This is a genomic window from Shewanella sp. SM55 (assembly GCF_025654025.1).
Classification (GTDB): domain Bacteria; phylum Pseudomonadota; class Gammaproteobacteria; order Enterobacterales; family Shewanellaceae; genus Shewanella; species Shewanella oncorhynchi.
On the sequence record NZ_JAKKRS010000003.1, the window covers coordinates 39,963 to 63,131 of the forward strand.

At 46.4% G+C, this 23,169-nt stretch carries 18 protein-coding genes and 2 pseudogenes; 11 read left to right on the forward strand and 9 right to left on the reverse strand.

What is annotated here, in order from left to right; all coding sequences use genetic code 11:
- Nucleotides 1–35: 35 nt before the first annotated feature.
- Together L5L91_RS05575 and L5L91_RS05580 are read right to left on the reverse strand one after the other, a co-directional pair.
- Nucleotides 36–1,793 (reverse strand): GGDEF domain-containing protein, encoded by a 1,758-nt coding sequence (locus L5L91_RS05575; protein WP_263182568.1) that lies wholly within the window; start codon nt 1,791–1,793, stop codon nt 36–38.
- 165 nt (nt 1,794–1,958) lie between these two features.
- The gene (locus tag L5L91_RS05580; protein ID WP_105250305.1) at nt 1,959–2,267 is read right to left on the reverse strand and encodes a prephenate dehydrogenase; all 309 of its coding nucleotides are present in this window, start codon (nt 2,265–2,267) and stop codon (nt 1,959–1,961) included.
- Nucleotides 2,268–2,315: 48 nt separating this feature from the next.
- Here L5L91_RS05580 and L5L91_RS05585 point away from each other — a divergent pair.
- A pseudogene (locus tag L5L91_RS05585) lies at nt 2,316–3,218 on the forward strand (TraB/GumN family protein).
- A gap of 33 nt (nt 3,219–3,251) precedes the next feature.
- Here the strand turns inward: L5L91_RS05585 and L5L91_RS05590 are convergent.
- Entirely contained in the window at nt 3,252–4,025 is a 774-nt protein-coding gene (locus L5L91_RS05590; RefSeq protein ID WP_263206470.1) for a methyltransferase domain-containing protein, read from the reverse strand.
- Nucleotides 4,026–4,752: 727 nt separating this feature from the next.
- On the opposite strand from L5L91_RS05590, the gene L5L91_RS05595 reads away from it, so the two are divergent.
- Both L5L91_RS05595 and L5L91_RS05600 read left to right on the forward strand, forming a co-directional pair.
- Nucleotides 4,753–5,583 carry a MaoC/PaaZ C-terminal domain-containing protein gene (locus L5L91_RS05595; RefSeq protein WP_106651707.1) on the forward strand — a complete coding sequence of 277 codons (831 nt, stop codon included), beginning with the start codon at nt 4,753–4,755 and terminating at the stop codon, nt 5,581–5,583.
- A 346-nt stretch (nt 5,584–5,929) separates the two neighbouring features.
- A complete protein-coding gene (locus L5L91_RS05600) occupies nt 5,930–7,642 on the forward strand; it encodes a formate--tetrahydrofolate ligase (RefSeq protein ID WP_263235854.1) in 1,713 nt (570 codons plus the stop codon).
- A gap of 84 nt (nt 7,643–7,726) precedes the next feature.
- Here the strand turns inward: L5L91_RS05600 and L5L91_RS05605 are convergent.
- Nucleotides 7,727–9,386 (reverse strand): annotated as a pseudogene (locus L5L91_RS05605) (mechanosensitive ion channel domain-containing protein).
- 235 nt (nt 9,387–9,621) lie between these two features.
- On the opposite strand from L5L91_RS05605, the gene L5L91_RS05610 reads away from it, so the two are divergent.
- On the forward strand, nt 9,622–9,951 hold the full coding sequence (locus tag L5L91_RS05610; protein WP_105250300.1) for a hypothetical protein: 330 nt from the start codon (nt 9,622–9,624) through the stop codon (nt 9,949–9,951).
- Nucleotides 9,952–10,097: 146 nt separating this feature from the next.
- Here L5L91_RS05610 and L5L91_RS05615 read toward each other — a convergent pair whose 3' ends face one another.
- A complete protein-coding gene (locus tag L5L91_RS05615) occupies nt 10,098–10,223 on the reverse strand; it encodes a hypothetical protein (protein ID WP_105250299.1) in 126 nt (41 codons plus the stop codon).
- Nucleotides 10,224–10,511: 288 nt separating this feature from the next.
- Between L5L91_RS05615 and L5L91_RS05620 the strand changes: the two genes are divergently transcribed.
- The 6 genes from L5L91_RS05620 (at nt 10,512) to rraB (ending at nt 15,385) form a co-directional block, all read left to right on the forward strand.
- On the forward strand, nt 10,512–10,802 hold the full coding sequence (locus tag L5L91_RS05620) for an ABC-type zinc uptake system zinc chaperone (protein WP_168827349.1): 291 nt from the start codon (nt 10,512–10,514) through the stop codon (nt 10,800–10,802).
- An 81-nt stretch (nt 10,803–10,883) separates the two neighbouring features.
- Nucleotides 10,884–12,068: a hypothetical protein gene (locus L5L91_RS05625; protein ID WP_263235858.1), complete on the forward strand. Its 1,185-nt coding sequence runs from the start codon at nt 10,884–10,886 to the stop codon at nt 12,066–12,068.
- Complete coding sequence (locus L5L91_RS05630) at nt 12,052–12,960, forward strand: metal ABC transporter solute-binding protein, Zn/Mn family (protein ID WP_173913152.1); 909 nt, start codon at nt 12,052–12,054, stop codon at nt 12,958–12,960. Before L5L91_RS05625 ends, L5L91_RS05630 begins: the two co-directional genes overlap by 17 nt.
- 4 nt (nt 12,961–12,964) lie before the next feature.
- A complete protein-coding gene (locus tag L5L91_RS05635) occupies nt 12,965–13,765 on the forward strand; it encodes a metal ABC transporter permease (protein ID WP_219253202.1) in 801 nt (266 codons plus the stop codon).
- A 162-nt stretch (nt 13,766–13,927) separates the two neighbouring features.
- Nucleotides 13,928–14,671 (forward strand): 1-acylglycerol-3-phosphate O-acyltransferase, encoded by a 744-nt coding sequence (locus L5L91_RS05640; protein WP_105250295.1) that lies wholly within the window; start codon nt 13,928–13,930, stop codon nt 14,669–14,671.
- Between the two features lie 306 nt (nt 14,672–14,977).
- Nucleotides 14,978–15,385: a ribonuclease E inhibitor RraB gene (gene rraB, locus L5L91_RS05645; protein ID WP_113939164.1), complete on the forward strand. Its 408-nt coding sequence runs from the start codon at nt 14,978–14,980 to the stop codon at nt 15,383–15,385.
- Nucleotides 15,386–15,467: 82 nt separating this feature from the next.
- On the opposite strand, the gene L5L91_RS05650 is transcribed toward rraB, so the two are convergent.
- Both L5L91_RS05650 and L5L91_RS05655 read right to left on the reverse strand, forming a co-directional pair.
- Nucleotides 15,468–16,442 (reverse strand): sensor domain-containing diguanylate cyclase, encoded by a 975-nt coding sequence (locus tag L5L91_RS05650; RefSeq protein ID WP_263235859.1) that lies wholly within the window; start codon nt 16,440–16,442, stop codon nt 15,468–15,470.
- An 18-nt stretch (nt 16,443–16,460) separates the two neighbouring features.
- Nucleotides 16,461–17,456 (reverse strand): response regulator, encoded by a 996-nt coding sequence (locus L5L91_RS05655; RefSeq protein WP_028759518.1) that lies wholly within the window; start codon nt 17,454–17,456, stop codon nt 16,461–16,463.
- 562 nt (nt 17,457–18,018) lie between these two features.
- Between L5L91_RS05655 and L5L91_RS05660 the strand changes: the two genes are divergently transcribed.
- Nucleotides 18,019–18,825: a crotonase/enoyl-CoA hydratase family protein gene (locus tag L5L91_RS05660; RefSeq protein WP_263235861.1), complete on the forward strand. Its 807-nt coding sequence runs from the start codon at nt 18,019–18,021 to the stop codon at nt 18,823–18,825.
- A gap of 35 nt (nt 18,826–18,860) precedes the next feature.
- On the opposite strand, the gene L5L91_RS05665 is transcribed toward L5L91_RS05660, so the two are convergent.
- Nucleotides 18,861–19,763 (reverse strand): alpha/beta hydrolase family protein, encoded by a 903-nt coding sequence (locus tag L5L91_RS05665; RefSeq protein WP_263235862.1) that lies wholly within the window; start codon nt 19,761–19,763, stop codon nt 18,861–18,863.
- Nucleotides 19,764–19,969: 206 nt separating this feature from the next.
- Nucleotides 19,970–22,876, reverse strand: coding sequence for an RNA polymerase-associated protein RapA (gene rapA, locus L5L91_RS05670; RefSeq protein ID WP_263235863.1), 2,907 nt, complete (start codon nt 22,874–22,876; stop codon nt 19,970–19,972).
- Between the last annotated feature and the right edge of the window lie 293 nt (nt 22,877–23,169).

Consider the following 23,169-nt stretch of genomic DNA (forward strand, 5'->3'; position numbering starts at 1 on the left):
ATCGGGCGGTAATGCTGAGGATTTAAGCTGTTTAGCTATGCCGTTAGTGCCTGAGTGTCGATAATCAGATGATTTTCTAACAGGTAAAATCCGTTATTTGCGGATTTTGCCTGTTTTTTTGCCCTAGCGCTTAAGGTCGATAGACTGTGTTCATGGGCGTTAAAGGTGAGTGCGGGTGGTAAAATGCCTACACATAGACTGATCAATTGATGGTAACAGGCTTCACCTTTTCTATCGTCGGCGAGCATTTCCTGGGCCAGCCAGTGATCTGCGCTATAAAATAAATGCTTATGGGTTTCAAAATCCGCTAGAATTCGCTGGCAACGGCTGATCATATGCTCACAGGTGCTGATAATGACAAAGTCATCGCCGCCGACATGGCCAACAAAGCAATTGTCGCTTTTATACTTCAGTAACAGATTCGCCACTTCACAAATCACTTCATCGCCACGGCAAAATCCATAAATATCGTTATAGGGCTTAAAGTTACACAGATCAAAATAGGCTAGATAAAAATGTTTCTTTTGGATCTTAAGGCGTTTTAATTCCTCTTGAATGGGCACATTACCCGGCAAGTCTGTAAGAGGATTTGCATGGCGCGCCATCTTAATTCTGTGCTCTGTGATCCTTTGTAGCAGATCCTTGGTATGGCCTATGCCGAGTAGTTTACCACGGCGAAGGATAATGAACTGTTGCGCTACCGTATTAGCACTCTCTGAGGTCAGTAATTGACTTACGATGGATAATGGTTCGTTGGCCTCAATCTGGATGACTTGCGGGTCCATCACTTCACTCACAGCATGATTTTCATGTAAGGCGCGACCATAGGGTGTGCTGAAGAGTTCAAGTAAGGTCGCGCGGCTGATAATACCGAGTGGCAACTGGTTATCGACCACTACAACCGCCTGTAATGCAGGTTGCGAGATAAAGGTGTCACTTAAAAATTTGAGTTTAAGTGTAGGCACTACGGTTATGGCGCTCGTGCACAGGCTCTCGGCCGATTCGCTGTATCTAGGTTGAATTTGAGTATTGCTTGGCACTAAGGTCGCTTTCATCGCGCGGCAGGGGAGCACTTCTGGACGACCGAGTAAGTAGCCTTGGCAATAGACGATACCCAGTTGTTTGAGTACGGCTAATTCCTCTTGCGTTTCAATTCCTTCGGCTATCACTTTGCAGGTTAAACTTTGGCATAACTCCACAATCGAGCGGACAAATTCCTGTTTGACGGGAGTCGAATCAATCTGATGGATAAAGTGACGGTCGATTTTGACATAGTCAGGTGACAATTCTGACCAGAGTCTCAGACCCGAATAACCTGCACCTAAGTCATCGATCGCCGTTAAAAAACCTTGGCTACGATAGTGATTTAAGCAGGATTTGAGTAAATCGATATCATCGGCGGGATATTGCTCTGACAGTTCAATCACAACCTGTGATGGCGCTATGCCAAGTTGTTGCAGCAGTTGTAAGGTCATGCCCTTGGGGTGGGCGGGATCTAACAATGCCTTGGGCGAGATATTGATAAACAGCTTGCCTTGAAACTGACGCAACTTAAATTGCTCGAGTGAAATACGGCGACAAAGGGTTTCTAGCTCGCTTAATTTACCTTGATGTTCGGCGGTCTGAAATAGCGGGACTGGGGAGTATAACGGGCTGTGTTCAGGGCCACGGCTTAACGCCTCAAAACCATGAATTTTATGTTCTAATATATTGAAAATTGGCTGAAATAAGGGACTGATTGCAGCTTTAGAGATTATTTTATCGAGCTCTTTAGCCAGATCTAAACTTGTCATTACGTCAGCCCCTTCGTCTATGTGAGCGGAGTCTATGACTTAGAAATGACAAAATGATGACAGTTTTGGGGAAGCTTAGTGCTATCTATCTGTGTTGGTGGGCTTGATTGGATATGCCATGGAAAGAGCTGAAATCTAAGGTGAGTTCCAGCTCCTAATCTCGGTTTAGCTTTGCTTCTTAAAGGCCTGCAACGTTTGCAGTAATGCGCCTAACTGACGCACATAGGTTTCGAGTTCTTTAGGATCGAGCGTTTGATGTTCTTCCATGCGAGTTAAGTCATCGACCAACTCTTGCACATAGGGCAGAAAGCGATTACTCGAAGCGATAAAACCTTGTTCTGCCGTGAATATGCTGGTGAAGTTTCCATGGCCAGCTTTCTTTAGCTCATCTAACTTAGCGTCGGCGTCTATGGCTTGGCGATAGGCGATTTGAAGATTTTCTTTCAGTTGCTCTATAACCTTGGTATGTGGCATAACAGCGTCTCATTGCAAAATTTGCAGGAATTATAAGGGGCAAAGGATATGGCAACAAGCCAATGGCGACTAATTGCATCAATCTGTTTTATGGCGTTAGCGGGTTTGAGCGCAAAAGTGGTGGGTGCAGAAACCGATAAACCACCATTTTATCAAGTGCAATGGCAAGGCAAGAGCGCGTATTTGCTGGGTTCGATTCATATTGGACGTGCCGACTTTTATCCTTTACCCACCCAAATTGAAACCGCGTTGGGTAAAGCTAAGGGCTTAGTCGTAGAAGTCGATATCAATAAAGTCGATAGCACCGCTTTACTGCAACAATACAGCCGCGCCGATAAAACTAAGGGTTTAGATTGGCAGAGCCGAGATAAGCAAACGGTCGAGAGCATGACGCCCTATTGCGCGGCCACGGCAAATGTTTGCCAGTCGATTCAATCTTTCGCACCTTGGCTGCAGGCTACTCAAGTTAACTTATTGCGTTATAACGACTTAGGTTACAGCACGGATTATGGCGTTGATATGCAGTTGATGGCTCGATATGCGACTTTGCCTGTGTATCCGTTGGAAACCGCCGAGTCACAATTTCAATTGTTAGCGTCTTTTAATAGTCAAGAGCAGTGGTCTATGGTGCGTGAGGCGATTAGCGCATCGGATGCGGAGCTTTTATCGTTAATAACGGCTTGGCGTTCAGGTAATGAAACTGAGCTTGATTCCATAATGCAGGAGCAAATGGGCGGCGAGGGCGACACTAAAATGCTAGAGAAAATCCTCTGGCAGCGAAACCATGTGATGGCCGATGGCATTATAAAATTAATGGGCTCGACTGACGTGACTTGACCTTTGTTTGTGGTGGTTGGCGCTGGCCATGTGGTGGGGGATAAAAGCGTGGTGCAATTGCTAGAACAAGCAGGCGCCAAAGTTAGCGCCTGCTGGAAACAGACTTGTCAGTAATCGTTTAGGCAGCGCGTTTGTAACGACGCGCGCTCACACTGCAGAGCTTTGCCCTAAAAAGTGCACATATCGGCCGAGGGAAATATAGGGTTCGCGTTGCGAGTACTCCAGCTCCATTTGTAGCAGCTTGTGATAGTCGAAATCCGCGGGCTGACTCTTTTTCAAATAGTCGTGGATTACACGCACGCCAGACTGGCTGATGAGCGACATTCGCCACTCGCTAAACCAATCTTTAACTTCTTGAATATAAAGCGGATGAGTGGGAGTTAGTCGCACTTTCTTCTTCACTTTTAAATCAGCGGCGACGTAATCGAAATTGCCCGACACTAAAGCATGAAAGCGCATGGCTTCTTTGTTGTAAAACATCAAAGAGAATAATCCGCCGGGTTTTAGCATAGTAAGTAAACCCGCTACAGTGGGCTTAGCATCCGTTAACCATTCAACGACCGCATGACACAGTATGATATCGAAATAGCCATGGTTATTGACCGATAATGCTTGGATAGGCGCATGGATAAGCTGGATAGCTAATGGTTCTGGTGAGGCATCAATTTGTTCTTTGGCTTGAGCCAGCATCTCAGCAGAGATATCGCAGAGTACAACTTCGTGGCCGAGGCGCGCTAATCTTTGGCTAAAATAACCAAAACCACCGCCCGCATCTAATACTCTGAGTTTTTTATCCCCCAGTTTTGCCAGCGCGGGGACGAGGTCGCGCCATAGCACTGCAGCACGTATTTCGCCCTTGGGCGTACCATAGATGTTTTTCGCAAATTTTTGCGCGAGCTTGTCAAAATTCTTATCTTGCACGTGATAACTAGGTTAAAGAGAGTGGAACGATAGTGTGGCACAGTCGTAAATTTTTCGCACTCTGGAGATGTTATTGCCGAGTTGAGATGGATAAATTTGCATCGTTAATTTTTAATCTATTGATTTTATTAGTAGTAATTATTCCTACTAAACTTAGGGATACACAGAACTCTGTGCTCTGGGTTATAATCACGCCGTTTTCGCCAAACCTGACTCTATATACCCAAGCGACCTGAAGATACGAGTTTCAGAGCGCCTAGGATGCTTCAATTCAAGGCGCATCAATGACAGAATGTCGGCCACCTTTTGAATTGATGCAACACGGAAGTGAAGTGCCCTAGGCGCTCCGTCCCGGCGGGTTTTAACGCACTTTATGCTGTGTTGGTTATTTTGAACTTAGCCCGCTAGGTCCGCAAATAACCGCAATCGCCATGGATGGCGTGAATGCCATTTATGCAGGAGCAATAAAGGGCCTTGCCTAAAGTGCGTTAAATTCCCGCTGAATCCTGCATTTTCAGGTTGTTTGGGTATAGTTGTCCATTCGGAGAGTCAGCATCAGCCCTTATTAAGACGCAGCACTGCCTGTTTTACACTCGTTATCAACTTGATTGAGCAGACGTTACTCGTCTGTGCGGGGTAATTTATGGCAATGCATTTATGTGCCAAGGGATAGTTAATTAAAAGGTACTCAGACTTGAATAATGCATATTGTGTTGAATTGAACGCGATGCCGTCGCTGTTTTCTCTTTATCGCAAGATCTTCTTTGGCCGTAAGCCGGGTTGGGATCAGCAACCGCTGCCCTATATAAAGGTGACTGCGCCGCATGTGACTGTGTCTGAAACTAAAGTAAGCCAATATGCGCAGGTGTGTGGTTTTCAATTTGACGGTAAAGTGCTGCCGCCAACCTATTTGTACGTGATGGCATTTCGCCTGCATGCGGTGATTTTTACCCACGATGGCATCACTTTCCCACTGCTTGGGATGATCCACCTAAAGAACCGCATTCAAGTGTATCGCCCTGTAACGGTTGACGAGACTTTCTCCCTCGAGTGTGCCTTGACCACAAGCCGTGAGACGGATTCTGGCTTAGAGTTTGAATTTGTGTCTAAGGCGTTTGTGGGTGAAGAACTCGTTTGGGAATCGCTTTCCACCTATTTATATCGTATCGATGTTGCTGGACGTCGGGTTCGTCCACCTAAAGCCATTGATATGGCGTGGGAAACGCCACAAAGCTGGAGTTTGAGTGAAGATTTAGGTCGTCGTTATGCTAAGGCATCTGGTGACTATAACTTGATCCACTTGCATCCTGTGCTCTCAAAGCGTTTTGGTTTTGATCGCGTGCTCGCCCATGGTATGTGGTCTAAGGCCCGTTGTTTGGCGGAGTTGATGCCAAGTATTGGCGATCGTCCATTTACTGTGGATGTGACCTTTAAACTGCCACTGTTGATGCCTGCCGATGTTGGATTTGGCTATGAGCAGAATGCTAATAATATGGTATTTGAATTACGTGACAGCAAAGGCCGTCGACCTCATTTAAGTGGCGATGTGCAGTTTTAAGCCGCACTCAATAATACATACAACCACGGCGCCTTCTGGCGCCGTTGTTGTTTATGGTTGTTGCTTTTGAGAAACAAAAATCAAGGTACGCTGTGACCCATAGATGCCTACCAGATACTGAACCATTGCTAATGACTGAGCTCGATCTCATTGGCGGCGACGGCGCTCTTGAGCCGCTCGAACGCAGGACAGATTATTTGATGCAGATTAAGGAATCGCTCATTAACCCTTTCGATGGCTATATATCTTAAAGCCAATCACCTAATATCCGCCCTATTCAATGAGTGTTGTGCTTAGCAACCCCTCATACTAAACCAAAGCGTATTTGAAAGGGAGAAATCGACGCATGCTGACAGATATGGATATTTCGAATCGCGCTAGCCTAAAAGACATTAATGAACTGGGCGCCGACTTAGGTCTATTACCCGAAGAGATGATGCAATTTGGTCACACTAAAGCCAAGGTCGAGCTCAGTGTGTTGCAGCGTTTAGCTGGGCAACGCAAAGGAAAATTGATTATCGTCACCGCAGTCACGCCTACGCCTCACGGTGAAGGTAAAACAGTGACGAGCATTGGCTTAACGCAAGCGTTAAATGCCATAGGTAAAAAGGCCTGTGCCTGTATTCGCCAGCCCAGCATGGGGCCTGTATTTGGGGTGAAAGGTGGTGCTGCGGGTGGCGGTTATGCGCAAGTGGTACCCATGCAGGAGATGAATTTGCATCTCACGGGTGATATTCATGCCGTGAGCAGTGCCCACAATTTAGGGGCTGCAGCGATTGCGGCGCGGCTATTTCATGAAGCGCGCTTAGGTAAGGCGGAATTTGAGGCGCAATCTGGGCAAGCGTTTTTGGATATCGATCCCAGTGAGATCCGTTGGCACCGAGTGGTCGATCACAACGATCGTTGTCTTAGGCAAATCCAGGTGGGCTTAGGCGATAATAATGGCCCAGAGTACGCCTCCAGTTTTGATATCACCGCCGCCTCTGAGTTAATGGCGATTTTAGCCTTAAGTCATAATTTGGCGGATATGCGGGCGCGAATAGGTCGTCTAGTGCTGGCATTAAATACTCAAGGGCAAGTGATTACCGCCGAAGACTTAGGTGTCGCTGGTGCGATGACGGCCATCATGGCGGATGCGATAAAGCCGACGTTAATGCAGACTTTAAATGGTTCACCTTGCCTGATCCATGCGGGACCCTTTGCCAATATTGCCCACGGTAATTCATCCATTATTGCTGATGATATCGCCCTCAGACTGGCGGATTTTGTGGTGACTGAAGCTGGTTTTGGATCAGATATGGGCTTTGAAAAGTTCTGTAATATCAAAGTGCGTCAATCGGGTCAGGTGCCCGCTGCCGCTGTGCTGGTCACTACTTTAAAAGCGCTGAAGGCCAATAGTGGTTTAGTGTCTGAGTCAGATATCAATCTACCAGATCATGCTCGACTCGAAGCAGGCTTTGCAAATTTAAACTGGCATATCAACAATGTGGCTCGCTATGGTATTCCTGTGGTGGTTGCCATTAACCGTTTCGCCACTGACACTGATGCCGAGTTGCAATGGCTAACTGAATCCGTCAACGCGAGCAGCGCCTTTGGCTGTGAGATCAGCGATGCTTTTAGCCAAGGGGAGGCGGGCGCTGTCGCCTTAGCGCAGACTGTGATTCGCGCCGCTGAAACCGAGAGTCAGTTCAAGCTGTTATATTCAGATGAAGCTTCATTGGAGGCTAAGTTATCCACCTTAGCCGAGGTGGGGTATGGCGCAGCGGGCGTTAGCCTTTCTATCGAGGCCAAACAACAGGCGCAGCAGCTGACCGTATTAGGTTATGGACATTTGCCCCTGTGTATGGCCAAAACGCCGTTATCTATTAGTCACGATCCTAGCTTAAAGGGCGTTCCTCAGGACTTTGAGATCCCAGTGCGGGATTTAGTCTTGCATGCTGGTGCGGGGTTTATCACCGCCTTGGTGGGGAATGTGATGACTATGCCAGGACTTGGGCTAAAACCGGGTTACTTAAAAATTGATATTGATGTGCAAGGTGAGATAGTCGGCTTAGGCTAACACTTGATACAGAGATTGATAGGCCAGAGATAAAAATAAGGGCGAGCTCATTGCAACGCCCTTCTTCTCTCGTTTAACGCTGGTTTAAAGCGGTGATTTCGTAGTTTGATAGATATGCACATCACGCTGTGGGAAGGGAATACTGATCCCTTCGGCGTCAAAGCGCATTTTCACTTCGCGGGTAATGTCCCAATACACTTCCCAGTAATCTTCCGGTTTTGCCCAAGGGCGAACGATAAAGTCGACCGAAGATTCGCTCAATAGATGTAGTTTAATCGTCGGTTCTGGTAATGGTTGTACCTTAGGATGCGCTTCGACGATGGACTTGAGAATCGCTTCAGCCTGTTCGATGCTGTCGCTATAACTGATCCCAAAGGTCATATCGACTCGACGTTGATGCTCAGCTGTGATGTTGTTAATCGTGTCACCCCAAATCTTATTATTAGGAATAATAAGACGTTGGTTATCCATGGTTTTAATCGTGGTGGAGACAAGGCTCATGTGACTGACGCGTCCGGTGACGCCAGCGGCGTTGATCAAATCGCCCACATCATAGGGACGGTAAATTAAGATCATCATGCCTGAGGCGAAATTCGACAGGGTATCTTGCAGGGCAAAACCAATAATAACACCCGCGATACCAAAGCCTGCGAGCAAGGGACCAAGTTCGATCCCAAGCTGTGAAAGGGCAATTAACAGCCCGATAGTAAAGACGGCTTTACCTGATAGCGAGGTGAAGAAGTCTTGTAATAACTTACTTAAATTCAACTTAGAATTGCTAACGGTATTTTTCACTATCTGTTTGGCTAACTTGCCGGCGAGACCCGCAATAAACAAGATCAAACAGAAAACAAATAACTTAAACACGACGGTTGGGCCGTGATTAATCGCTTGTTCTTGTGCCGTATTTAGCCACTGCTCAACGAGACTTGATGCCACATCAAAGTTCAACACATCTTGAGTGATATCACCTGAAACACTAAAGAGTGTCTTTTTCAGCGCGGCGGTATCATGGCCTAAGGCGTCGAGTAGGCTGATGTCGATATTTAAGCTCTGACTATTTTGTGCTAAGCGTTCCTTTAGCATCATTACGTGGCTGGTTTGCGCCGAAGTGACATCTTTACCTGCATTGGTTGCGGTATCGATCGCTGCTTGTAGTTGCTGCTGGGTATAAGTCACTAAACTTTCTAGCGTATCGGCACGAGCAACTAAAATTTGCATCAGTGATTTTTGTGCTTCGCTAATATCTTGGCCAACTTGTTCGAGCCAAGTGAGCGTCTCGAGTTGTTGCTTGTAATAGGTGTCTTTTTCTAATTCGCGCTTTGATATTTCCAGCAGAGTCGCATCATCTGTGCTTGAACCTAATTGCTGTTCCAATTTACTAATGTTGTCATCGATATAAGCATCAATTTGTTGGATGTAGTTAAGTTGTCCTTGGATTAATGGCTGCAGAAAAGCCTTGTCGATTGGCGTTGCTTCGAGCAGATCTTTAATCTTATTACGTAACTGTAAGGTTTTGTTTTGAATTCGATATTCAACAATTGTCTTCAATTCGCCTTTGGCATTTTTTAGTTTACGTATATCCGTATCGATAGCCTGTTGCAGCATTGCCAGTTCTGCCTTGAGCGTTACAGGAGTGCTTGATGGGCTTTCGGTTGCAGCGACAGGTTCAGTTTGCGCTTGGGATGAAAGGCTGAGTAGTGGTATTAGGCAGGGCAAACACGAAAGCGAGGTAGCGGTGCATAGGAGTGATCTTAAGTAGAAATATGTCTGAGTATGATAGATGTTGCCGGATCTACTGTAAAATATCTGTGAGTGAAATAGCCCTTGGAATTAAACTTTTTTAGGGTGGGGTTGATTTGAGCTTAACCTTGAGTGTGGTGCTTTATCTGCTTTTTCCGACATTTTGGGTATTTACAGGCCGAACTCTAGTCGGTATCTGGTAAACTTGCTCATCGTTATTTAGGAATCGTGTTTTCATGTTGTGTTCCCATTGTAATCAATACATCAAGGTCAGTGACATTAGCCAGCAAAGAGGCAAAGGTTTCGACGCTCAAGTGCGTTGCCCCCATTGTTCGGCTTGGTTAGGCCGCAGTCCAACATTGGCTAAACTCAAGTTATTAGGATTTTATTTGAGTGTGTTTACGGCGGGATACAGTTACTTTGATGCCTCTGTGCGGTATTTTGCGATCCCTGTAATGATTTTTTCGTTGATGTTGTTGTTTGTGAGCCATTTTATGGATCAAGTCATCACCATTGAAGCGCCCGAGCAAGTCGATGATAGCGATCAAAGACAGAAGTATCGTTAGGCTAATAAGTGGATTCGTCATGGATAGGAAAATCAGCGGTACAATTTTCCAGAGACGAACATCATTTGAGCGCCTTTAGCAGGCGCTCAAAATGCAACGAAGAGGGTTTAAGGGGGGAACTGCAGCCGCGCTTAATGAGTCTTTGTTTACTGCACGACTTGTTCTTGGCTCGTTAAGGAGTGCTCAACGTAATAAATACCACCAAATATCACCGCGCTGAAGATGACTATCCCTAAGATAAGCCCTAAGTTTTCACGAAAAAATGCTAGCATAATAGTTGCCTTTAGGTGGATAAAACGGAGCCATATCGAGCTTGATTTCGTCATTGTGCTCGCAGACATAAAAACTAAATACACTATAGTTACACTCACTTAAGCTAATCTTAAATGCGTTTTTTTACCTGTGTCCTGGCAAGATCCTACCGCTATTGAAACAAGAAGTTATTGGTAAGACTGGGTACCTCAAATATCTTGTAACCTTTTGCAAAGCGATTACCTTATTGCAACTTGCTATGGCACTGACATAGACTTATGCAACTTTTTAACTATGGGGACGACTGAGTGAGACTTAAAAGTCACATTAGACGCACAATTTCGATATGGCTTGCTGCCGTACTGATATTGCTGTCTCTTGCTGCCTCAGCCCATAGTGTGACCCATCTTGATGATGGCGCTAAGACTCACTGTACCCTGTGCTTCCATCAACACCAACTCAACAAGATTTTATTGACCCATCCGCTGACGCTGAATTTAGCTATACAGCATTTCGATGTGGTCGAATTTATTTTACCTTCCTCTATTTTTGAACACGTCAGTGTTTATCGCAGTCGTGCGCCTCCCTTCGCTCTCTAAATCAACTTAAAATTTTAACTTATTGTATTTCTTAATGACTTTATGTCAGTCGTCGAGTGCTAGTTGTATTTTGGAGATATCATGACTGTTTTAAATACCCGAATTTCTTTGGTGGCTTTTGCGTGTGCGCTCGTTTCGCCTAGCTTATTTGCAGAAGACTCGAGCTTGACCAACCCTAATATCAGTGGTGTGTTAAATGGATATTATCAGACGGGAGAGCGCCCATTAGCCGAGAGTCCAGATGGCTTTGGTTTAGGTGAAACTGAACTGGCGATGAGTGCCAATATCGATGATATGTTTTACGGTAAAATCACCGCAGTAGTTGAAATGCATGACGGTGAGACTGAACTGAATCTGGAAGAAGCCTTTATTCAAACCATGGCGATGCCAGCGGGGTTTTCTATCCGTGGTGGCCGTTTCTTATCGGACATTGGTTACCTCAATAACCAACATTTACATACTGATTCCTTCACCGACCGTCCTGTGGTTTACCGTGCATTCTTAGGGGGACATTATTTTGATGACGGTATACGTTTTAACTACGTAGCGCCGACGGACTTGTATTGGACCATGGGCGTTGAAGCCTTTAAAGGCGATAGTTTACGTGCTGCCGATGAGCATGGTGAGCGTGAGTTTAAGAAGGTCGGTGTTTATACCTTGTACTCAAAAATAGGTGGCGACATAGGCGATAATAGCTCATGGCAAGCGGGGTTGAGTTACTTGCGCAACGAAAATGGCCAAGTGACTGCCCATGAAGAAGGGGAACATGAAGATGAGCATGCCCATGGTGATGAGCACGAAGGTCATAGCCATGCCGCATCTTACACAGGTAAAAATACCTATGGTGCTGATTTTGTTTATAAGTGGGCGCCTAACGGTAACTACAAATATCAAAATCTCACTGTGAGCGGTGAGTACTATCGCGTGAGCGATTTTACACCTATCGATTTACATCCAGAGGATGCACCGAGCCAAGATTACCACCAAGGTTGGTATCTGAGCAGTGTGTACCAATTCACGCCGAGCTGGTCAGCGGGGGTGCGTTATGGTGAAGCTGATACCCAAGAGCTCCATGGCGATCATTTTCATGGGCAAAAGTTGAAGGAATCTGAGGTGAGTTTGGCTTGGCATTCTAGCCACTTCTCGACGGTTCGTTTCCAGTATACCAATCAAAAGGGTACTAACTTCGACGGAATAGAAGACGATAACATCTTCACTATTCAATATATTATGTCTCTGGGGGCTCACGGTGCGCATCAATTCTAATTTAGCTAAATTGGCCGCTGTGGCCTTATCTGTCACTTATACTGGTTTGGCCCATGCCGAGCTGAATGTGTTTGCCTGTGAACCTGAATACGCGGCATTGACCAAGGAGCTTGCTCCAACGGCTAGCATCTATTCGGCAACGACGGCATTACAAGACCCTCACCAAGTGCAGGCGCGTCCGAGTTTGATCGCTAAAATGCGTCAGGCGGATCTTGTGGTGTGCGCAGGTGCCGATCTTGAAGTGGGTTGGTTGCCTATGCTGCAGATGAAGTCGGCAAACGCAAAAGTGCGCTCGACCGAGCAAGGCTTATTTTTCGCTGCCGATCAAATCGAGACCTTAGATAAACTGGCCAGTGTCGATCGCAGCATGGGGGATGTGCATGCTCAAGGTAATCCACATATTCATTTTGACCCGACGCGACTGTTAAAAGTCGCCACGGCATTGAGTGCTAAGCTGACTCAGTTAGATCCTGCTGGTGCGGCAGATTATCAACAGTCACTGGCAGATTTTACCACTCGCTGGCAAGCCGCAGTCCCGCGTTGGGAAGCGCAAGCTAAGGGATTACAAGGTAAAAAAGTGATCGCTTACCACTCAAGCTTTAGATACCTATTCAACTGGATTGGTATCGAGCAAGTGGCAGATTTAGAACCAAAACCGGGTTTAGCTCCCACTAGCGGCCACTTAGCGAGTCTGCTGACGCGCGCCGAGCAGGGGGATATTCTGGCCGTGGTTGTAGCATCTTATCAGGATGAGCGCGGTGCAAAATGGCTGGGTGAAAAAGCGAACTTGCCCGTGGTAATGCTGCCGATGTCTGTGGGGGGGAATGATAAGAGCCAAGATTTATTTAGCCTGTATGACAGCGTGATTTCCCTCTTAAATGGAGTGAAATAAGCCTATGTTTGATCTTGAGCTGATGTCGATTCTGTTGCCTGCATTGGCTGCGGGGATCTTAGTGTTGTCGACGCATATTGTACTTGGGAGACAAGTACTTAAGCGTGGCATCATCTTTATCGATTTAGCGATAGCGCAAGTTGCCGCCTTAGGTGCCATCGTCGCTCACATGGACCACAGATTAGAAGACATGCCGTTTGCTAATGTGTGGATGCCCGCTGTATTCGCCCTTGCGGGTGCAGGTTTTATCGCTTGGTTAGCTAAGCGTATGGCGGGTGAGTTGGAGGCTATGATTGGCTGCTTTTACGTCTTGTCTGCGGTGGCCGCAATGCTGTTGCTGGCAAACGACCCACATGGCGCCGAGTTGTTAAAGCAATTGATGTCAGGTCAGATCCTGTGGGTGAGTTGGTCACAACTGATTTTGCCGGCCGTAGTGTATTCACTGGTGTTATTAGCGATATTCCTGCGCCCCCAGATGTTGGACGGGGCAGGATTTTATCTGCTATTTGCGCTAGTGATTACCTTATCGGTTGAATTAGTAGGCGTTTATCTGGTGTTCAGTACCTTGATATTGCCAGCTTTAGCGTTGAACAAGTACCGTGGTAAAGGTCGGCTATTTTACGCTTACCTCGTCGGTTTACTGGGCTATGTTTTGGGCTTAGTTCTGTCGGCGACCTTAGATCTCCCTAGTGGTGCGGCAATTGTCGCGACTTTGGCCGTGAGTGCCTTAGTTATCCGCTTTGTGTTAAGTAAAGTCTCACCTCAGGCAACTGAGCCTGAAATCTTACCCAAGCACCACGCTTAGTTCGATATTAATCTTAAAGCCCATCGATACACTGGAGGTTCAGTATATCGATGGGCTTTTTTTGCTTGCTTGTTAGCAAGTCAGCTTACAGATGTAAACAATATATTGAGTCCCAAAGCCATGGTGGCTATACTGTCGCCACTTTTACAGTCGGAGTAAATCGTGCTTTTAATCGTCAGATCAATGTTGTTGGCGGTATCTTTGTTGCTTGCCTTTATTTTTGGTGGCTTAGTGTGTCTATTAAGGCCTCGCCATCGCGACAATGTACATATGTTCGCCAAGATCTTCTCATCGGTTGCGCCAATCCTTGGGATTAAAGTGATTGTTCGCCGGCACGAAGATGTGCAGGATGGCCCGTATATTTTCTTAGCAAATCATCAGAATAACTTTGATCTCTTTACTCACACGACAGCAGTTCCTAAAGGTACAGTGAGTTTAGGCAAGAAGAGTTTGGCGTGGATGCCGCTATTCGGTCAAATCTATTGGTTGTCAGGTAATATTCTTATCGACCGTAAAAACCGTCACAGTGCCTTTGATACTATGGCTAAAACGGTTGAAAAAATTAAGCAGAAGAATCTATCCGTATGGATTTTTCCTGAAGGTACACGTTCGCGTGGTCGTGGTCTGTTACCTTTTAAAGCGGGAGCTTTCCATACTGCAATCGCGGCGGGAGTGCCAGTGGTGCCAGTGGTTGCTTCGTGTCAGAGCCATATTAAGTTAAATCGCTGGAATAACGGTGTCGTCATCATCGATATGATGGCACCTGTGCCGACCGCAGGTTTAGATAAAGCCGATGTGAAAAACTTCTCTGCGCAAATCCATGCCAGCATGTCGGCGAGATTTGCTGAGATAAATCAAGAAGCGGCAGCACTTATGGGTAAAACTCTCGCGAGTGATGACGTATAATATACCCAAGCTACCTGAAGATACGAGTTTCAGAGCGCCTAGGGTGCTTCAATTCAAGGCGCATCAATGAAAGAATGTCGGTCACCTTTTGAATTGATGCAACACGGAAATGGAGTGCCCTAGGCGCTCCGTCCCGGCGGGTTTTAAAGCACTTTATGCTGAGTTGGTTATTTTTAACTTAGCCCGCTAGGTCTGCAAATAACCGCCTTACCTAAAGTGCGTTAAATTCCCGCTGAATCCTGCATCTTCAGGTTGTTTGGGTATAATGCCAATTTGAGCCAGATTTACCTTAACGGAGACAAATCCATGTCTATTGAAAGTCAGTTAAAAGCCCAACTTGCAGAGAATCGTGACATAGTGCAAGCCCTGCTTGACGATGGCTCAGAGCCTGATGCGGAATATGTTATTGAGCATCACTTTTCATCGACCAATTTCGACCGTCTTGAAAAAGCGGCTGTGGATGCCTTCAAATTAGGTTTTGAGGTGAATGATGCCGAAGAAATGGAACTGGAGGATGGTTCAATTATCTTCTGTTTCGATGCTGTCGCACACCACAAACTGGATGTTGAATTACTGGACAAAGCGGCCGAGCAATTGCTGCAATTAGCAGTAAAGCAGAAAGTGGAATATGACGGTTGGGGTACCTATTTCGTCGGCGATGAAATGGATGACGAAGAAGATGAAGACGAAGAAGATGATGGTTTCCCTCATTAATTCGTTGGTGGATCTCGAGTTTAATCTCCACTCGTTTTAAATAAAAATGCCCATCATTGATGGGCATTTTTATTGGGTATACTTAGGATTTAATTGTTTTACTCGTATGTAAAACACTGCAGTTACGGCCTTTTTGTTTCGCTTCGTACAGGGCTTTATCGGAGCAGGAGATCCAGCTAGAACTGCTGGTAATATGGGAGCCAATTTCACATACGCCTAAACTTACCGTCACAGTAATCTTAAGGCTTTCATACACTATGACGGATGCAGCAATTTTCTCCCTGAGTCGCTCGGTAAAGTTCATCGCATCTGCGCCGCTGGTTTTAGGCAATACAACCGCAAATTCTTCGCCGCCATAACGCCCTGCACAGTCGGTATCACGTAAGGATTGGCTGAGTAAGTGCGCAATATGCTGAATGACTTTATCACCCGCCACATGACCATAGCTGTCGTTGATATGTTTAAAGTTATCGATATCTATCATGACTAAACTTGCCATACCTGAGTAGCGGGCATACAAGTCGTACTCGTGGTCTAAACACTCTTGCCAATGACGACGGTTGTGCAACTGAGTTAGACCATCGGTTTGGCTAAGGCGTTCGAGTTGCTCGTTGGCAGCTTTAAGTTGCAATTTGTTGATGGCGATATCTGTCACGTCATAAATAATCACACTGATATGGGTCACTTGTCCCGTGAGCGATGCCAGTGGCAACAAGGTCACGTTTTGGTACATGTAGTCAGCACGGCCTGTAATCGGGCGATAGTTTTTAAATTGGAAAACGTACGGACGTTGTTCCCAGCTGATAAAGGCACGGTTTTTAAGCATAAAAACCGATTCCATTTTCTGCTTTAACCAAGTGGCGGGCAGATCGGGGAAGCGGGTAAACAGGTTTTGACCTTTGATAGAATTAGGGGAAACACCGCTGTGATTCTCCATAAAACCGTTCCACAGCTGGATATTGTAATGGCGATCTAATACCACTAATCCCACCTCTATGGTTTGTACCATATCGATGAGCCAGTGTAGTTCGTTCATTGCGCTTTGGTCATTTGACATAGGATAAAATCCAACTGGTTAATCGAGTAAATAGCCGAGTTTATAGCTAAGTGTGGGGATAGAATCCTCGGTGAAGAGCAGTAGCAAATCGCATTGAATATTATGATCTTCAATCCGATAGTTGATCTCCATTGCCAAAGTTCGGTGCCATTTCTCTGAATTATCATGGATCAGATCGTTAACCGTGCAGTGCCGTCCCAGCACGACAGGGTGAGCCTGACTAAATTTCATATCGAGCTGTTCAGAAATGCCGTTAAGGAAGGCGCCTATCAGTACGTTTCCAGTATCAATTAGGACTTCTATCTCAGTATTTTTGTCTTCTGGATTAGCTAATCCCATCAGCTTGGCCATGTCCTTAAAGCTGGAATCATGGAACAAAAGTAGGGCCTCTCCCGCAATACCTGCACCGATAAAACCTTGGCAGAGCGCGGATACCGTTGAGCTTTCTTCCGTGGCTTTGAGCGCCATGGTTAACTCACTGACTTCAAGCACGTTCACATTAGGGATAGGTAGTAACACGAATACATCGAGTAACTTAGCTAACAGATCGGCGGCGCGTCCCATGGCAACGTTGGCTATTTCTTGGCAAGCGTCGCGCATGTCGACTTTGATCATCGGGACTTCGTCGGTGAGATCTTTCTGCGTCAGCGTTAAGATGCCGTAATCTTGTAAAATGTTGCTGATGGCATCGGCGCTCACCGGTTTTTGAATAAAATCTAACGCACCCAAGGCTTTAACCCGCTCGTGAGCTTTGATTTGAATATCGCCGGATACCACAATAATCAGCGCGGGTAAGTCCTGTTGCTGGACGGTTTGCAGTACTTCATAACCGTCCATTACAGGCATGTTGAGATCAAGAAACACCACTTCGCCTTTTCCAGCGCGGATGGCATCAAGGCCTTCGGCACCATTGGTCGCATAAGTTATTTCCACATCCCACTCTTTGGGGAGTGTGCGGGCCATTTGCTTACGTGCCATGGCGGAATCGTCACAGATGAGTACAGATATTGACATGCTGACTAGTGATCCTTATTTGCCCATTTATTGAAGATAACACTTATTTTTTAGGTCTGACTGACGAATTGCGTTCTTCGGGCAAGTCTGATTAATATCTTTTATATGTAACTTATAGATATCATTGATAAAATTATATTTTATGATGGCATTAAAATTTGAATCATTGTTGAATCAAATCATGCAGAATCTTAAATCGAACTGGCTAATGTTTAGTAAATAACAAGGATATAGTGACTAAAAAAGGACTATAGAATCCATATATTGCTGCCCAATCATCCTTCGCAGTAGGTAGCATTGCGATACTGGTGTCGATTATTAGCAGTTAAATAGCTAGCGGTTAAATACGCTTAATTATTGAGCTTGCTAAGGCTATCTAATCGAAAAATACATTAGGATTACTGCACGTAGTGATGACAGCCTAACATAAGTTGCCTTCAATCCCTGATGGAATTGGCAATATTTTGACTCAAGTCAAAAAACAGGCTCATGTTATATCTTTTAGTGAATTATGCCAAACGTGTTAACATTTATTCTGGACTGACCAGTAACGGAATATTTCATGAGTGGCCAAAGTGTACAAGTTAAAATCGATGATGGCATTGCCTATGTGTTGCTTAATCGTCCTGAAAAAATGAATGCTATTAACTATTTAATGTTTAGTGAGCTTGACTGCGCGATTAAAAGTATTAAATCCAATCGTGCGGTGCGAGCCGTGATCCTCTCGGGAGCGGGTGGGCATTTTAGCTCTGGGCTCGATGTTAAAAGCGTCATGTCGGCACCGATGCAGGCAGTTAAGTTACTGCTTAAGGGCTTACCGGGGAATGCGAATTTGGCACAGCGGGTGTCACTAGGTTGGCAAACCTTGCCTGTGCCAGTGATTGCCGTGCTTGAGGGCTGTTGCTATGGCGGCGGTATGCAGATCGCTTTAGGCGCAGATGTGCGTATTGCTAGCCACGACAGTAAGTTATCTATCATGGAAGCGAAATGGGGACTCGTGCCAGATATGGCGGGTTTAGTCGCATTAAGGCAAATTATGCCTAAGGATCAAGCCATGTTACTTAGCCTGACGGCAAAAGTGCTTGAGAGTCATGAAGCGCTGGCCTTAGGACTCGTGACACAAGTGAGTGAGACGCCCATGGAAGCCGCTGAGCAATTGGCGCGGCAACTGATGCAAACCTCACCGGATGCAGCTGCGGCCATCAAACTTAGCATTAATCGCAGTTGGACTGCTTCTATCCGTAGCCTGCTGTGCCGCGAGTCTATTAGTCAGATTCGGTTATTGTTAGGCAAAAATAGCAAGATAGCGGCGACGCGTCAGCTGAAAGATCCGCAGAAACCCTATCGGGATCGCCAATCGGGTTGGTAATGCTATTTTGTCTGAATTAGCTTGAATCGCCGTTTTTACTGCGCGCCGCTCATTCGGGCAGAAAAGCCTTTAATCGCATTTAAGCAATTCTGCCATGCGCTCTCGTTATCTAAATTGAGCGCTAGGGTAGTTTGGCGATAGTTAGGGCTTTCTAAGGTCACCGCGAGTTTTTTGCGATTGTCGGCCGTCTCCAATGAGGCTGGGTGACCGTCTGGCGATTGAATATCTAAAATGGGCAGCGTAAGTTTTGCTAGTTGTTCTGCGAGTGCTTGATTACGCTGTTCGTCCTCACGATAGGGATTGATGACAATCAGCACATCAGGATCTGCAATCTTCTTCTGGCTTAATAGGCTAATCAATAATCCTGCACTTTGGTCGGCGGTGATCAAAATACGTTTTCCCGCATAATCTGCACCGACGGCATCTAACTGTGACATGCTTTTGACGAGAAAAGCTTCCTGCTCTTGCTGGTGCTTGCTGTTATCTTCGGGCTTGATTTTAGGGCTTGGTTTGTTGGACGGTGAGCTTAATTGCGCGGCGCCAGGCGAGGTCACTTCAGTGGCGGCGGTGGCAAAGTTAGCTGCGGGCATTTCAGTTGGCGGAGTTAAACTTAAGCTGGCCCAACCAGCAGGATTGATATTGCGGCGTACAAACGCCATCAATCCAGGCGCGTCTGCGGTACCATTGGTGGCGGGCAGGATTATCGCCGCACCAAGTTTCTTTTTACCTTCCCATGGTCGCACTAACAAATCGTAGGGCTGATTATCAATCGTGATTTGTTTAATTTCATTTGTGGGTAGATAGCTGTGATTCGACTTTTTGGCACTGATTTCGGCTGGCGCAGATGTTGGCGGAGTTGTTGTCGTGTCTGCCGCGTAGGTAGCGATGGTTGTGATGCCGAGAATGAGGCAAAAGAGGAGTGAAAGAATGCGCGGCATAGAATTGATAACCACCTGTGTAGTCTCATAAATTCATCAGTGTTTGAGTATAACCTGAACAATTACCAAAAAGTGAATTTTCCTCGCCAAAGAATTGCACCTGTCATTTAGTATAAAAGGCTACTTGGAATCGAAAGCCACAGGGTATAAAAAAGCCCAACGCTGAGGCTGGGCTAATTGATTGAAACCTGCTGTTCCGCTTGGGTCTATACGTGGCTAACGAGGACCATACGGATCGCATCGAGTTGTAACTGGCTGGCATCCAGATAAGTGTTTAACTCTTGCATCTGATTGCGCAGGTATTCCAATTCTTCCTCACGGATATTGGGGTTCACCGACTTAAGTGACTCTAAACGATCAAGCTCTGCGCTCAGTTGCTGAGTCATTTTCTCTCTGGCTTGGGCGACCATTTCATCGACAACCACTTGAGCATATTCTTCACCCTTAGCAAATAACGGATGCAAAATAGGCTGAGATGCCGTGACTAACTTGCCGCCAATGTGACGATTCACCGCGCTTAATTGCTTATCGAAACTGGCGTAATCCACTTTAGCCGACAGGTCGTTACCGTTTTTATCCAGCAACACACGAATGGGGGTAGGCGGTAAATAACGGTACAACTGGCTCGACTTAGGTGCAGAAGCATCGGCCATGTAGATGAGTTCTAAGAATAAGGTGCCTGCTGGCAGGGCTTTATTCTTTAGAATTGCGACGCTGGTGGTGCCAGTTTCAGAACCTGTGATCAGATCGAGCCCCGTTTGCACTAGCGGATGCTCTTGGGTGATCAGCGCAATATCATCGCGAGATAACGCTGTGTCACGATCAAAGGTCACTGTTACGCCATCTTCTGGCAAGCCAGGATAAGTTGGGAACATCATGTGCTCACTCGGGCGCAGAATAATCGAGTTTTCACCCTTATCTTCTTGATCAACACCGATAATATCCCACAGACGGATCACTGAGCCGATTAAATGAGTATCACCGTCACTTTGGGCAAGGCGGTTGACGATTGCCAGTGCCTTCTCGCCGCCGTGTGAGTTGATTTCCAGCAGCTTGTCGCGGCCTTGCTCCATGGCGTGCTTGAGTTCTTTATAACGGCTCTGGGTGTGATTGAGTAGGTTTGTCAGCTCATCGCTGTCGTCACCCACAAGCACGTTTAGCAGATCTTCGGCAAATTCACTGTAAAGCACATGGCCACTAGGGCAAGTGAGTTCAAAGGCATTTAGCCCTTGGTGATACCACTGCATCAAACGTTCTTGGGCGGTATCTTCAAGGTATGGCAAGTGAATTTGGATATCATTTTTCTGGCCGATACGGTCTAAACGACCGATTCGCTGTTCCAATAGATCGGGGTTTAGCGGCAGATCGAACAGGACTAAGTGGCTGGCAAACTGGAAGTTACGGCCTTCAGAACCAATTTCAGAACAGATCAGCGCCTGTGCGCCGCCTTCCTCTTGGGCAAAGTAAGCGCCGGCTTTATCGCGCTCGATAATCGACATACCTTCGTGGAATACCGTTGCTTGAATCCCTTCGCGGGTACGCAGGGCTTCTTCTAAGCTCAGGGCGGTTTCCGCTTGGCTGGCGATGATCAGCACTTTTTTGCTACGGTGGGATTTTAAGAACTCGATTAACCAATCCACACGGGGATCGAACTTCCACCAACTGGCGCTGTTATCTTCAAATTCTTGATACAGTTTTTCAGGGCTTAGGGCTTGCGCCGCTTTCGCCTCTAATGACTTGTGTCCGCCCATCATGCCGCTGACACGTGCGGCAGTTTGATATTGATCTGGCATGGCATGGGGATAAGCGTTAAAGAAACGCTTTGGAAAGCCTTTTACCGAGGCGCGGCTGTTACGGTATAACACGCGGCCAGTACCGTGACGGTCGAGTAATTCTTGCAGTAATTCGCTGCGGGCGGCCTGTTGTACTTCGGCATCAATACCCTCGGCTTGGATTAAACGAATACTTGGGCTGATATCTTTCTCGCCCAGTAATTCGGTCAAGCTGTTGATGGCGGCATCGGGTAATTTAGCGTTACCAGCCAAGGCTTCGGCGGCAATGGCGACGTCTTTATAACTGTCTTCTTCAGCTAAGAAAGCATCGTAATCGTAGAAACGATCCGGATCGAGCAGACGCAAACGGGCGAAGTGACTCTCATGGCCGAGTTGATCCGGCGTTGCGGTTAACAGCAAAACGCCTGGGATGACTTCGCTTAATGCTTCAACCACTTGATAGGCGCGGCTTGGCGCTTCTTCAGTCCATTCTAAGTGGTGCGCTTCGTCAATGACTAACAGATCCCAATCGGCATCTAGGGCTTGATCAAGACGTTTTTTCTTACGCAGTAATTCGAGTGAACAAATCACTAACTGTTCTGTGTAGAAAGGATTGTCGTGATCGGCATAGGCTTCTACACAACGGTCTTCATCGAATACCGAAAAGCGCAGATTAAAGCGGCGCAGCATTTCCACTAACCACTGATGGCGCAGAGTATCGGGCACGATAATCAGAATGCGTTCGGCGCGGCCGGTTAGCAGTTGTTGGTGAATAATCAGACCTGCTTCAATGGTTTTACCTAAACCCACTTCATCGGCTAACAGTACACGCGGTGCATAGCGACGGCCGACTTCATGGGCAATCCACATTTGATGCGGAATAAGTCCAACACGTGGACCTTGCAGACCCAGCAAATCCGATGATGCCAGTTTGTGGCGCAACATTTGGCATTGATAGCGCACACCAAAACGGTCGAGGCGATCGATTTGGCCGGCGAATAAACGGTCTTGGGGTTTGTTGAAACGAATATTGTGGTTCAGCAGGGTTTCACGCAGTGTAGCTTGCTCGCCTGTCTCACTGTGAATGCCGTGATAGATCACTATCCCGTCTTTCTCGGTCAATTCACTGACCGCAAGGCTCCAGCCTTCATGGCTTTCAACCGAATCGCCGGGATTGTATATAACGCGTGTCAGAGGGGCTTCTGCTCGGGAGAACATGCGGTTCTCACCCGTGGCAGGGAATAATACAGTGACCATACGGCCTTCTACTTGAACCACAGTTCCTAAACCAAGCTCTGACTCGGTATCACTTATCCAACGTTGACCTAAGGCGAACGGCATCTTAAATTCTCATTTCTAGGCGGACTCTAACAAAGGGCGCGTATGTTATACCAATACTCGTGATATTTAAATCGCCCTCTCACCCGTTAGAGCCTAATTCCCAGAGTGCTAGATTACAAATTGTACAAGCGACAAAATTGTCGTGGCAGTACATGAAACTGTCACGCTAATGTCACATCCGCGGTTATACACTGCTTCGAGTCTGTAAGGTAAACAATGGTTGCTGTATTGTTATCTTGTGAGTTTGGTGCCAATATCAACTTAAGGTTTAAGTGCGAGTAAAGTGCTATCAA